12 protein-coding genes are annotated in these 13,185 nt (G+C 55.3%); 7 read left to right on the forward strand and 5 right to left on the reverse strand.

What is annotated here, in order from left to right:
• Window positions 1-55: 55 nt before the first annotated feature.
• The 6 genes from dapA to ypfH all read left to right on the forward strand — a co-directional run bounded on the left by dapA (window position 56) and on the right by ypfH (window position 6,823).
• Window positions 56-934 (forward strand): 4-hydroxy-tetrahydrodipicolinate synthase, encoded by an 879-nt coding sequence (dapA, locus tag FD737_RS19185; protein ID WP_097118582.1) that lies wholly within the window; start codon window positions 56-58, stop codon window positions 932-934.
• Between the two features lie 14 nt (window positions 935-948).
• Window positions 949-1,980 carry an outer membrane protein assembly factor BamC gene (gene bamC, locus FD737_RS19190; protein WP_034825767.1) on the forward strand — a complete coding sequence of 344 codons (1,032 nt, stop codon included), beginning with the start codon at window positions 949-951 and terminating at the stop codon, window positions 1,978-1,980.
• Window positions 1,981-2,124: 144 nt separating this feature from the next.
• The gene (gene purC / locus FD737_RS19195) at window positions 2,125-2,838 is read left to right on the forward strand and encodes a phosphoribosylaminoimidazolesuccinocarboxamide synthase (RefSeq protein ID WP_034825771.1); all 714 of its coding nucleotides are present in this window, start codon (window positions 2,125-2,127) and stop codon (window positions 2,836-2,838) included.
• A 223-nt stretch (window positions 2,839-3,061) separates the two neighbouring features.
• Window positions 3,062-3,925 carry a neutral zinc metallopeptidase gene (locus FD737_RS19200; protein ID WP_058959102.1) on the forward strand — a complete coding sequence of 288 codons (864 nt, stop codon included), beginning with the start codon at window positions 3,062-3,064 and terminating at the stop codon, window positions 3,923-3,925.
• Complete coding sequence (locus FD737_RS19210) at window positions 3,925-6,054, forward strand: tRNA(Met) cytidine acetyltransferase TmcA (RefSeq protein WP_237448832.1); 2,130 nt, start codon at window positions 3,925-3,927, stop codon at window positions 6,052-6,054. The genes FD737_RS19200 and FD737_RS19210 overlap by 1 nt, the downstream gene beginning before the upstream one ends.
• A 73-nt stretch (window positions 6,055-6,127) precedes the next feature.
• Window positions 6,128-6,823: an esterase gene (ypfH, locus tag FD737_RS19215; protein ID WP_097118581.1), complete on the forward strand. Its 696-nt coding sequence runs from the start codon at window positions 6,128-6,130 to the stop codon at window positions 6,821-6,823.
• 124 nt (window positions 6,824-6,947) lie between these two features.
• Here ypfH and FD737_RS19220 read toward each other — a convergent pair whose 3' ends face one another.
• Genes FD737_RS19220 through FD737_RS19230 form a run of 3 tightly spaced genes read right to left on the reverse strand, consistent with a single transcriptional unit; the run spans window position 6,948 to window position 8,659 of the window.
• Window positions 6,948-7,136 (reverse strand): YpfN family protein, encoded by a 189-nt coding sequence (locus FD737_RS19220; RefSeq protein ID WP_160834308.1) that lies wholly within the window; start codon window positions 7,134-7,136, stop codon window positions 6,948-6,950.
• 25 nt (window positions 7,137-7,161) lie between these two features.
• Window positions 7,162-8,289, reverse strand: coding sequence for a succinyl-diaminopimelate desuccinylase (gene dapE, locus FD737_RS19225; RefSeq protein WP_160834309.1), 1,128 nt, complete (start codon window positions 8,287-8,289; stop codon window positions 7,162-7,164).
• 1 nt (window position 8,290) lies between these two features.
• Window positions 8,291-8,659 (reverse strand): ArsC family reductase, encoded by a 369-nt coding sequence (locus FD737_RS19230; RefSeq protein WP_034825783.1) that lies wholly within the window; start codon window positions 8,657-8,659, stop codon window positions 8,291-8,293.
• 404 nt (window positions 8,660-9,063) lie between these two features.
• On the opposite strand from FD737_RS19230, the gene ypfM reads away from it, so the two are divergent.
• Window positions 9,064-9,126: a protein YpfM gene (gene ypfM / locus FD737_RS24195; protein ID WP_141399026.1), complete on the forward strand. Its 63-nt coding sequence runs from the start codon at window positions 9,064-9,066 to the stop codon at window positions 9,124-9,126.
• A 95-nt stretch (window positions 9,127-9,221) separates the two neighbouring features.
• Here the strand turns inward: ypfM and acrD are convergent, their stop codons facing one another.
• Both acrD and FD737_RS19245 read right to left on the reverse strand, forming a co-directional pair.
• Window positions 9,222-12,338: a multidrug efflux RND transporter permease AcrD gene (gene acrD, locus FD737_RS19240; RefSeq protein ID WP_034825785.1), complete on the reverse strand. Its 3,117-nt coding sequence runs from the start codon at window positions 12,336-12,338 to the stop codon at window positions 9,222-9,224.
• 195 nt (window positions 12,339-12,533) lie between these two features.
• On the reverse strand, window positions 12,534-13,166 hold the full coding sequence (locus FD737_RS19245; RefSeq protein WP_160834310.1) for a response regulator: 633 nt from the start codon (window positions 13,164-13,166) through the stop codon (window positions 12,534-12,536).
• Between the last annotated feature and the right edge of the window lie 19 nt (window positions 13,167-13,185).

The raw sequence follows: 13,185 nt of genomic DNA on the forward strand, positions 1-13,185 counted from the left end.
TTTTCTTTCGAGGTAAAACGTAACATGAGGCACTTGTTTGTCGAGGGGATAGCCCATGTTCACCGGAAGTATTGTTGCGCTCATTACGCCAATGAATGAAAAAGGTAATGTCTGCCGCGAGAGTTTGAAAAAACTGATTGATTATCATGTTGCCAGCGGCACCGCGGCGATTGTTTCTGTTGGCACCACCGGCGAATCCGCTACCCTCAGCCATGAAGAACATGGCGATGTGGTGATGCAGACCCTGGAGCTGGCGGATGGCCGTATCCCGGTGATTGCCGGTACCGGCGCCAATGCCACTGCTGAAGGTATCTCTCTCACGAAGCGCTTTACCGGCACCGGTGTGGTGGGTTGTCTGACCGTGACGCCTTACTACAACCGTCCAACTCAGGAAGGTCTGTTCCAGCACTTCAAAGCGATTGCCGAAAGCACCGATCTGCCACAGATGCTGTATAACGTACCATCACGTACGGGCTGCGACATGCTGCCAGAAACCGTGGCTCGCCTGGCCGGAATTAAAAATATTATCGGAATCAAAGAGGCCACCGGGAACTTATCGCGTATTTCTCAGATCCAAGAGCTGGTTAATGATGAGTTCATTATTGTCAGCGGCGATGACGCGACAGCTTTGGACTCCATGCAACTGGGCGGCAAAGGCGTAATCTCGGTTACAGCCAACATTGCAGCGCGTGAAATGGTTGAACTCTGTGCGCTGGCGCAACAGGGTAATTTTGCCGAAGCGCGTCGCCTGAATCAGCGTCTGATGCACCTGCACCAGACGCTTTTCTGTGAACCCAATCCAATCCCGGTTAAATGGGCAGCGAAACAGCTAGGATTAATCGCGGATGACACGCTGCGCTTGCCGATGACGCCACTGACCGAAGCCGGTCAGGCGAAAACGGCTCAGGCGCTGATTAAAGCGGGTCTGCGATAAATTAGGGAGAATCAATGAGTTATTCAGTTAAGCGCTCGACGCTGGCAACCGTGGTGGGCTTGTCCACCCTGATGCTGCTAACAGCTTGTTCCAGCGATCAGCGTTATAAGCGCCAGGTCAGCGGTGATGAATCTTACCTGCAGGCGCCTGAACTGCATGATTTAAAAGCCCCGGCGGGGATGATTCTGCCTCTGCAGAATGGCGATTACGATGTGCCGCACACTGTTGCGAAGGGTGCAGTAGGTAAAGAACTGGATATTCGTCCTCCGGCTCAACCTCTGGCGCTGCTGAACGGCACGCGTGCACAGTTCACTGGTAATACCGGTGTGCTGGCGGTTGAGAGCAGCCGTGGCTCGATCTGGTCACAGGTGGTGAATGTGATCCAGTCCTACAAGTTCCCGATTGCACAGCGTGATGATGCTGGGCAGCAGCTGACCACCGATTGGGTGCAGTGGAACCGTGCGGATGAAGACAATCAGTATCGTGGTCGTTATCAGATCAGCGTTCAGAACCAGAGCTATCAGCAGGTGCTGACGGTTCGTCTGCTGGAACTGCAGCAGAAAGGTGAAACGGTGACGGCTCCGGCACAGATCCAACGCTACACCGGCCAGATGCTGAACGACATCAGCACCGGTCTGGATAAGATTGATACCGCCAGCGCCGATGCCGCTGCAGGCCGTGCGACCGGGCAGATTGATGTCCAGAGCGGCGCAGATGATACCGGTCTGCCACTGCTGGTGCTGCGTTCACCGTTTAACGTCACCTGGCAGCGTCTGCCAGCGGCGCTGAAGCGTGTGGGCATGGAAGTCACCGATGACAACCGCTCGCAGGGTAGTCTGAAAGTGACCTACAAGCAGCCGGGCAGCAGCGCGTTTGACGCGATTGGTGCGAAAGATCCTGAGCTGCCTAACGGCGATTACAAATTGCAGGTTGGCGATCTGGATAACCGCAGCAGTCTGCAGTTCATTGATCCTAAGGGCCATGTGCTCACTCAGGCGCAGAATGACGCGCTGGTGGCGGTGTTCCAGGGTGCACTGAACAAATAAATTGCCAAAGGGCCGGAGATTCTCCGGCCTTTTTGTTTTGGATTTGGCATAATGGCGCCCGGCGAAGTAAACGATTGCGTCAGGCAGTCATCGCGCGGTGAAACACCGCTGAACACGGGTTCTTTCATGTTTGGAGTTAATGAGATGCAAAAGCGAGCTGAGTTGTATCGCGGTAAAGCGAAAACCGTATACAGCACCGATAATCCGGATCTGCTGGTACTTGAATTCCGCAACGATACGTCAGCAGGAGACGGTGCACGAATCGAGCAATTTGATCGCAAAGGAATGGTGAACAACAAGTTCAACCATTTCATTATGACCAAATTGCAGGAAGCGGGCATTCCGACCCAGATGGAAGCGCTGCTGTCGGATAACGAAGCGCTGGTCAAAAAGCTGGAGATGGTGCCGGTGGAGTGCGTAGTGCGCAACCGTGCGGCAGGATCGCTGGTAAAACGTCTGGGCGTGGAAGAGGGCATGTTGCTCAATCCACCGCTGTTTGATCTCTTCCTGAAAGATGACGCCAAACACGACCCGATGGTCAACGAATCCTACTGCGAGACCTTTGGCTGGGTCAGCAAGGCCAATCTGGCGCGTATGCAGGAACTGACTTTCAAAGCCAACGACGTACTGAGCAAACTGTTTGATGACGCCGGTCTGATCCTGGTCGACTTCAAGCTGGAGTTTGGTCTGTTCAATGGTGAAGTGACGTTGGGCGATGAATTTTCGCCAGACGGCGCGCGTCTGTGGGACAAAGAAACCATGGACAAAATGGACAAAGACCGTTTCCGTCAGAGCCTCGGCGGTCTGATCGAAGCCTATGAAGAAGTGGCGCACCGTCTGGGTGTGAAACTGGATTAAGTCTTCAGCGATGCCTTTTCGGTGCGCATTCCAGCGCACGATAATCAGGGGGTCGTCATAAGTGAAAGGTCGTCATCGTTGGCGGCCTTTTCTGTTTCTACCCTGCCTGCACGTTGTTTAATACGCCTCCTTTCTCTCAATCTCGCGACGCTAACGCCGCAACGCTGGTGATTAGCGATGCCGCCAACTAAAATCATGCAAAACCTTTTAACAGGAGCGAGCCATGCGCTGGCAAGGTCGTCGTGAAAGCGACAATGTAGAAGATCGTCGCAATGATTCACCCGGATTGGGCGGCGGCGGTCGGCAAATCCGCATTCCACGCGGCAAGGGCGGCATCATTCTGCTGATTGTGGTGGCCGTGGCGGGTTATTACGGTTACGACCTCACCGCGCTGCTGGAAGGCGGCACGCCGGTGACACAACAGCAACAGCGCCCGGTGAACTCTGCGCAGGATAATGAGGATGCCAAATTCACTAAGGTGATTCTCGCCACCACCGAAGAGACCTGGGGCACGTTGTTCCAGAAAATGGGCAAACAGTATGTGCCACCTAAGCTGGTGATGTACCGCAACTACACCTCAACCAGCTGCGGCACTGGCCAGTCGGCGATGGGGCCGTTTTACTGTCCGGCGGATCAAACCGTCTATATCGATCTGTCGTTTTACGATGATATGAAAACCAAGCTGGGTGCAGGCGGTGACTTTGCGCAGGGCTATGTGATTGCCCATGAAGTCGGCCATCACATCCAGAAACTGCTGGGCATCGAGCCGAAAGTACGTCAGATGCAGCAGGGTGCCACTCAGACACAGGCCAATCAGCTGTCGGTGAAAATGGAGTTGCAGGCAGACTGCTTTGCCGGCGTGTGGGGCCATTATGTGCAGCAGCAAAATATGCTGGAAGTGGGCGACCTCAAGAAAGCGCTGGATACCGCAGAAGCGATTGGTGATGACCGATTGCAGCAGAAAAGCCAGGGCCGCGTGGTGCCGGATAGCTTCACACACGGCACTTCACAACAACGCTATACCTGGTTCAAACGCGGTTTTGACAGCGGAAACCCGGGCGACTGCAACACCTTCGCCGCCAACTGATGTCGTTAGTTGATATCACCGCCGCGATGCAGCGAGCGGGCATTCGTCGCCTGTGTGTGATCGCCGGTGAAGCTGACTGGGCGTTGCAGCAGGCAATGGAGTGGCGTGCAGCGCTGACCGGCGACTGGCTCACGTTCAGCGACAGCGATGATTTCCCCCAGCGCGTGGCGCCTGCAGCTCTGCGCACGCTGCTGGGTCGTGAATTCCAGCATGCGATTTTCGATGCGCGCAGCGGTTTCCATGCGGAGGCCTTTGCGGCGTTAGCGGGCACGTTGCGTGCGGGAAGCTGGTTGTTGTTACTGACGCCGCCGTGGCAAGACTGGGCCACGCAACCGGACTGCGACAGCCTGCGCTGGGCCGATGTCGGCGAACCGATCGCCACGCCTCATTTTATTCACCATCTGCAGCAGCTGATTGAACAGGATCCGCAGGTCATATTGCTGCATCAGCATCAGCATCAGCATCAGTACCAGCATGAGCATGAGCTCGCACCCGAATTGCTGCAGCAACACCAGCCTGCGCGCGAATCCGGATTACTGCATCAGCATCAACCTGAGCGCGCATCTGAATTACTGCATCAGCATCAATGTGAGCGCGTACCCGAATTACAGCACCCACACCAGCCTGCGCGTACACCTGCCTTACTGGACTTACCCGATTGGCACTGTCAGGCTCCACAGCAGCAGGCGCGGATCCTGCAGCAGCTGCTTAAGATGCCCTCCGGCGTGGCGGTGATCACGGCTGCACGTGGACGTGGCAAATCGGCGCTGGCCGGGATGCTGGCCAAGCATAATCAGCACTGCCTGGTGACGGCACCGGCCAAAGTTTCCACTGAGGTGCTGGCAGCGTTTGCCGGTGAACATTTTCGTTTTATGGCGCCGGATGCCATTCTCGCGATGGACGCTGAGCCGTCAGTGCAGTGGCTGATCGTTGATGAAGCGGCCGCCATTCCAGCACCGTTGTTGCAGCAGTTTGTGCAGCTTTTCCCTCGTGTGCTGATGATCACCACCGTGCAGGGTTACGAGGGCACCGGGCGCGGTTTTATGCTGCGTTTCTGCGCTACCTTGCCACAGGTACAATATTTCCAGCTCGATGAACCCTTGCGCTGGTCAGTGCACGATCCGCTGGAGCAGTGGCTAAGCCAGGCGCTGCTGTTTGAGGATGCGATAGAAAGCGGACCTAACGGCGAGCTAACGATTTTCCCCGCTACGCCAGAGCAAGGAGCACTGGAAGCGGGCTACCGTCTGCTGGCGAGCGCCCACTATCGCACTTCTCCCATTGACCTGCGGCGCATGCTGGATGCCCCCGGCATGCGCTTCTGGCTGGCAGGCACGCCAGAAAACATTGTCGGCGCACTGTGGCTGGTGGAAGAGGGGGGGTTAGACAAATCACTGGCTGATGCCGTCTGGGCGGGGTTGCGCCGTCCGCGCGGCAATCTGGTCGCACAGTCACTGGCAGCCCATGCGGGATTTGCCGAAGCCGCCACCTTGCGCTCGCAGCGTATCAGTCGCATTGCCGTGTTAGCCGCACAACGACAGCGTGGTATTGGCAGCGCGTTGGTGGCCATGGCACAGCAGCAGGCGGAAGGATGCGATTTCCTTTCGGTGAGTTTTGGCTATACCGAATCGCTCTGGCAGTTCTGGCAGCGTTGTGGCTTTACTCTGGTACGCATTGGCTCACAGCGTGAAGCCAGCAGTGGCTGCTATGCGGCGATGGCGATACGTCCCTTAACGCCTGCCGGAGAACAACTGCAGCAGCAGGCGGCACAGCGATTTGCGCGTGACGCGGTGTGGTTGCGTGACATTATTGATGTTCCCTTCAAGACGACCGTTCACTCTCAGACACTGAGCGAGGATGACTGGCCGCTGCTGGCAGGATTTGCCTGGGCGCAACGGCCTTATGAGGCGAGCTATGCCGCGTTGCAGCGCCTGGTGCGCGCATCACCACAACCGATACTCGAAGCCATCCTTGTGCAAAAACAAGCGTTGAGTGCTGTAGCGCAGCAAGCGGGACTCAATGGTCGTAAAGCCTTGGTGCAACGCTTACGCCAGGAGACGGCTGAAGCATTGATTCAGTGTGATGCCAGCCGGGCGGAACAGTGGCAGCAGCAGTTGGCATCGTTGCAATAAATCCATTATCTCGTTCAAATTTTCCCAATATCACTCCCGCCTCAGCGGCGTATAGTGATTTGAGGAGGATCTTATGGCACTACGATATGTAATTGTTCAGCAACCGACACACGCTGCGCAGCTGTTTTTGCTGTATCACGGCGTGAATGACAATCCTGATTCGATGGCGCAAGTCGGCAACTGGTTCGCCAAAGCGTTTCCGGAGGCATTCGTTGTCTCAGTGGGTTCGCCCTATCCGGCTAGTGAGCCGCAGGGTCGCCAATGGTTTGCGGATATTCCCGCGCATGACCGCTCGGAACAGCAGGGCGTGAATGCCGTGATGCCGATGTTTGTGGAGTCGGTGCGTCACTGGCAGCAGGCATCGGGTGTCCGGCCGGAAGCTACCGCGCTGGTTGGCTTTTCGCAGGGTGGCACCATGGTACTGGAAGGCGTCAAAGCCCATGCCGATCTGGCAGGACGCGCGATTGTGTTTAGCGGTCGTTACAGCACGCTGCCGGAGCGCGTCAGCTCTCGTAATACCATTCATCTGATCCACGGTGATTATGATGATCAGATCCCGCTGGAGCATGCCGAAGCCGCAATGCAACGGTTAACCGCACTGGGTGGGGATGTGACGCTGGATGTGGTGGACGATTTGCCGCATGCCATTGATGATCGCAGCATGCAACTGGCGTTGAATCATCTGCGTTATACCATTCCGCGTCGCTACTTCGACGAGGCGCTCAGCGGGGCTAAACCGGGCGATGATGATGTCATCATGATGATGTGATGGTTGAACAGCGAGGGTTGCTCTTAACGTAACGGCGAGATTAATCGCGCAATTCTATAGCGACTTCGCTATCAGATGCGCGGCGCATCACGCCGCTACGTTACAGGGAGGAGATCAACCGCAATTATTTTTTCTTCGGCCAGTCGTCGTCATCATCCCATTTATCGTTAAAGTCGCGATGCGGTGGTAAATCCGGTTTATTACCCATAAACTTTTTATGATCGATACGTTTTAAGTCTTTATAAACGTTCATTAAAATACCAACCATCAGCAGGATCACTAAGATCCACCAGTACTCTTTAAAGAATTCCATCCCATTGCTCCTTTAGCGTGCTTACTTAAGCGATCAGCTGTTCCATGATGCGCTGGTACATACGACTCAGCATCTGCAAATCTGACGCTTTCACGCACTCATTGATTTTATGAATGGTGGCATTCACCGGGCCCAGTTCCACAACCTGCGCACCCATCCGCGCGATAAAGCGTCCGTCAGAGGTGCCGCCTGTGGTCAGTAACTGTGGCTTAATCTCATTATAGTGCGCGACAGCATTTACCACGGCATCAACCAGTTTGCCGCGTGAGGTCAGGAACGGCTGGCCGGAAACATTCCACTCCAGCGTGTAACGCAGCTGATGGCGATCCAGCAGGGCGGCCACGCGCTCTTTGATCATCTGATCGGTGAGTTCGGTGCTAAAGCGGAAGTTGAACTGCACGAAAAATTCACCGGGGATCACGTTATTACTGCCGGTGCCGGCCTGCACGTTGGCAATCTGCATGCTGGTGGGCGGGAAGAATTCGTTGCCCTGATCCCATTCGGTGGCCACCAGCTCATTCAGTGCTGGCATCGCGCGATGCACCGGGTTATCGGCCAGATGCGGATAGGCCACGTGGCCCTGCACACCGTGGAGGGTGAGATTGGCGGTCATCGAACCGCGACGACCGTTTTTCACCACGTCGCCAACGATTTCGGTACTGGAAGGCTCGCCCACCAGGCAGTAATCCATGCGCTCGTTGCGCGCCATCAAACGCTCAACCACTTTCACCGTGCCGTTAACCGCGCTGGCTTCTTCATCGGACGTGATCAGAAACGCCAGACGCCCTTTGTGCTGAGGATTAGCCGCGACAAAACGTTCTGCAGCCACCACCATCGCCGCCAGCGATCCTTTCATGTCCGCGGCACCACGACCAAACAGCATGCCATCACGAATCGAAGGCTCAAACGGCGGGCTGATCCAGCGATTGGCATCACCCGGCGGCACCACATCGGTGTGACCGGCAAACGCCAGGGTTTCGCCCTGACCACGTGTGGCCCAGAAGTTCAGGGTATCGCCGATGTGCATCTGTTCGACCGTAAAGCCAATCGCTTCCAGACGTGCCACTAACAGCGCCTGACAACCGGCATCATCCGGACTCAGTGACGGACGACGAATTAGCTGCTGAGCCAGCTCAATGACCGGACAGAACATGTTATGACTTCTCCTGGATAAACGCGTGATAAAGGGAATCTTTAAAACCGACAAGCAAGTCGCCATTTGGCGCAGACAATACCGGACGTTTGATAATGGCAGGCTGGGCGAGCATCACGGCTTTCGCGCTGGCCGCATCGGTGACGGCTGCACGCTCCGCTTCTGGCAGATTACGCCAGGTGGTACCGCGCGTATTGAGCAGCACTTCATAGCCAAGCTGATCGATAAACGATTGCAGTAGCGCGTCATCGATGCCATCCACGCGATAATCGTGAAAACGATAGTCGGTGCCGGATTCTGCTAAATAGTTGCGTGCTTTTTTTATGGTGTCGCAATTTTTAATTCCGTACATCACCCACTGCGCTGTCATCGCCTGTTCCCATCCTGTGAAAAATAAAGCGCGAGTTTACCATAGCGCTCTGCTGGCTGTGACCTCTGCGGCGTTAGGCGCTGCGTTTTATTTGTTTTTTAATGATTATTTCAGCGTTATCAATTCTATTAATTAGGTCCAGTAAACGTATTCATTAACGTCCTGAATAGTTCCTGGTGGCATCATCAGTCCCCTAAGAATTATCCTAATCGGAAAAATGTGCTACCCGATAACACAGGTGATTTTTCCCTGTGGTGTTAAAGGTTTGCTGAAATGTGCGTCAGTACGCATTTTCGACGAACTGAGGGTTTTTTGCGCTTTTGCCGATAGTGTTGAGTGGTGGAAACGTATTCACCTATAGAAAAAATCGGCGTAGAATCACCACTACAATAAGAGAGGGTATGATGGTCGACACCGAATTGGGGAACTGGAAAGAATTTATTGAAGCGATGTTACGTAGTAAGTAATCGCGAAGAGAAAAGCAGGGCACTCCCAACTTGCTGTAATTCAATCCAAATAACAACGGGGCTACGAATATCGCGGCCCCGTTTTATTTTAGGCTTTAATCGTGTGACTTCTCTTTTAACGGGAAGCGACGACGCACCAGCACAAAGAACAGCGGCACGAAGAAAATCGCTAATATCGTCGCGGAGATCATGCCGCCCATGACGCCCGTTCCGACCGCATGCTGGCTGCCGGAACCCGCCCCGCTGCTGATCGCCATCGGCAGCACGCCGAAGATAAAGGCCAGCGACGTCATTAGAATCGGGCGCAGACGCTGACGTGAAGCCTCCAGCGTCGCCTCCATCAGCTCGCGTCCTTTGCTGTTGATCTCATTGGCGAATTCCACGATCAGGATGGCGTTCTTCGCCGACAAGCCAATCACGGTGAGCAAACCAACCTGGAAGTACACGTCGTTCTCGAGTCCGCGCATCCAGGTTGCCACCAGCGCACCCACCACGCCAAGTGGCACCACCAGCATCACGGAGAACGGAATCGACCAACTCTCATACAGCGCGGCCAGACACAGGAACACCACCAGCAGCGAAATCGCATACAGCGCAGGTGCCTGTGAACCGGAGAGACGTTCCTGATAAGAGGCTCCGGTCCACTGGAAGCCAACGCCTAACGGCAGTTGCCCCACCAGTTTCTCCATGACATCCATCGCGGTGCCGCTACTGACGCCATTGGCGGCCTCGCCGACGATCTCCAGTGAAGAGTAGCCGTTGTAACGTTCCAGACGCGGCGAACCGGTTTCCCAACGGCTGGTGGCGAAGGCGGAGAAGGGCACCATAGTGCCGCTACTATTGCGAACGTACCATTTGTTGATATCGCCTGGCAGCATGCGGAATTCCGCTGCGGCCTGCACATACACCTTCTTCACGCGGCCACGATCGAGGAAGTCATTCACATAGGTTGAGCCCCATGCGGTGGTCAGCGTGTCATTGATGGTGTCGAGCGAAACGCCCAGCGCCTGCGCTTTGCGCTGATCGACATCAATTTGCAGCTGCGGGCTGTCATCCAGACCGTTGTGACGCACGCGAGACAGGGCCGGATTGCTGTCAGCCAACTCCAGCAGCTTGTCACGCATTGCCATCAACTGGGTATGACCAATGCCGCCGTGATCCTGCAATTCCATATCAAAACCGGAGGAGCTGCCCATGCCGGTAATCGCCGGTGGGCTGCTGGCGATCACGCGGCCCTCTTTGATTTTATGGAAGGCTTTGGTGGCGCGATCGATGATGGCGAATGAGGTACGATCGCTGCCTGGACGCTCTTCCCAGTTTTTCAGGCGTACAAACAGGCGCGCCACGTTTTGGCCGTTACCACCCGGACCGGCACCGATGGTTGAGAACACCGACAGCACGTTGTCTTTCTCGGCGGTCATGTAATAGTTTTCAACTTTCGCCACCACGTTGGAGGTCTGCTGCAAGGTCGCGCCCGGCGGCAGCTGCACCTGCGTCAGGAATACGCCCCGGTCTTCCAGCGGCAGGAACGAGGTCGGCAGCTTGATAAACAGAAACGCCATTACGCCGATGATGCCGAGATAGAGCACCAGCCAGCGCCCGCCCTTCATCAAGATACGCGCGACTCCGCGTTCGTAGCGTTCCGCGCTGGCATTAAAGTTGCGGTTAAACCAGCCAAAGAAGCCGCGACGTCCATGATGATGGCCTTGTTCAAGAGGTTTGAGCAGCGTTGAGCACAGGGCTGGCGTCAAAATCATCGCCACCAACACCGACAACACCATCGCCGACACGATGGTGATCGAGAACTGGCGATAGATAGCGCCCACGGTGCCGCCGAAGAAGGCCATCGGTACGAATACCGCCGACAGCACCAGCGCAATACCCACCAGCGCCCCCTGGATCTGTCCCATCGATTTTCGCGTGGCGGCGCGCGGTGAAAGTCCTTCCTCACTCATGATGCGTTCAACGTTCTCCACCACCACGATGGCGTCATCCACCAGCAGGCCGATGGCGAGCACCATGGCGAACATGGTGAGCGTGTTGATACTGAATCCGCAGGCATACAGCACCGCGAAGGTGCCGAGCAGCACCACCGGTACGGCAATGGTCGGAATCAGCGTGGCGCGGAAGTTCTGCAGGAACAGATACATCACCAGGAACACCAGCAAAATCGCTTCCAGCAGCGTTTTCACCACGTCGGTGATCGAGGCTTTCACAAACGGCGTAGTTTCGTAGGCGATTTTGGCTTCCAGCCCGTGCGGGAAGTAGTGTGACAACTCTTCCACACGTGCGCGCACCAGCTTATCGGTGTTCATTTCGTTGGCGCCGGACGCCAGCTTAATACCGAGACCGGACGCCGCCTGACCGTTGTAGCGGCTGAGGAAGTCGTATTTTTCCGCCCCCATCGCCACGTCAGCCACATCGCCCAGCGTCACCACCGAGCCGTCACTGTTGGTTTTCAGCGTGATGGCTTTGAACTGCTCTGGGGTTTGCAACATCGACTGCGCATTGACGGTGGCATTGAGCGCTTGTTTATCCACCGATGGCAAGCCGCCAACCTGGCCGACCGCCACCTGGGTGTTCTGCGATTCAATCGCCGTCACCACGTCATCGGTGGTCAGCGCATAGGCAATCAGCTTGTTAGGATCGAGCCAGATACGCATCGCGTATTGCGAACCATAGGCGTCAACCTGACCCACACCATCGATGCGGCTCAGCGGATCCTGAATGTTACTGGCGACATAATCTGAAATATCCTGTTTGTCCATACTTCCGTCGGTAGAGACAAACGCAATCATCAGGATATTGCTGTCACCGGTTTTATTCACCGTGACGCCCTGAGATTGAACGGCGGCGGGTAATTTACGCAGTGCGGATTGTAGCTGGTTTTGTACCTGCTGGCGGGCTTCATCAGGATTGGTGCCAGCGGTAAAGGTGAGGGTGATTTGCGCCTGCCCCGTGTTACTGCTGTTTGAGGACATATACATCAGGTTATCGATACCGGTCATGTTCTGTTCGATAACCTGGGTAACGGTGTTCTCCAGCGTTTCCGCAGAGGCACCGGGATAATTGGCAGTAATACGCACGTTAGGCGGTGCGAGGTCGGGATACTGCTCAATGGGCAGGGAGATGATCGCTAGTGTGCCGCAAAGACAAAGCAAAATAGCCAAAACCCAGGCAAAAATGGGGCGGTCGATAAAAAAATTCGACATGGAACCGACACTCCTCAGCTGCGTATTTTTTACTTTTATTATGTTAAACGTGAAGCGCAGTCGGCTTCACGTCGGCGGAGTGCAAGGTGCTATCCCGAAAACTCCTGCTGCTGCCTACTGTACGCGGCGCAAATTAGAGAATCGTGGATAAATTATGGAGAAAGTGTAAATGTCGTGCTGGTTTTCTGTGCGCTGCTACACATTGCGGCTCTCGAGCCAGAGCACTGTGGCGGCGACGCGTGAATGAACGTCCAGTTTACGCAGCAGATTGCGGATGTGCACTTTTACCGTTTCTTCGGAAATATGCAAGGTGGCGGCAATCTCTTTATTGGATAACCCGCGCGCCACTTCCTGCAATACATCCAGTTCACGCTCGGTGAGTTGTTTGAAAGGATTGGCGCTCGGCTGGCGCGTTGCCAGATATTCTGCCACCACTTCACTAAACACATTCTCACCCATTGCACCGCGCATGACCTGCGCCAGCAATAATTCCGGCTCACTGTCTTTCAGCAAATAGCCATCAGCGCCGGCATCGACCATGGCGTAAATATCATTGCGTGCGTCGGAAACGGTCAGCACCAATATGCGCGAAGCGATCCCTTCATGTCGCAGGGCTTTCAGGGTATCTAAACCCGACATGCCTTTCATGTTTAGATCGAGCAATATCACATCGGGCGAGAGGCGACGTGCTTCAGCCAGCGCTTCTGTACCGTTGTTGGCTTCGGCCACCACTTCCAGACGTGGTTCCAGTGCCAGCAGTTGGCGGATGCCACGACGCATCAGCGGATGATCGTCAACGATCATAATAGTCAGGGAAGAGGGGGCCATAAATTCTCCAGTCAAAGTC

Source organism: Pantoea sp. Seng (assembly GCF_009829935.1).
In the GTDB taxonomy this organism is placed as follows: Bacteria; Pseudomonadota; Gammaproteobacteria; order Enterobacterales; family Enterobacteriaceae; genus Pantoea; species Pantoea communis.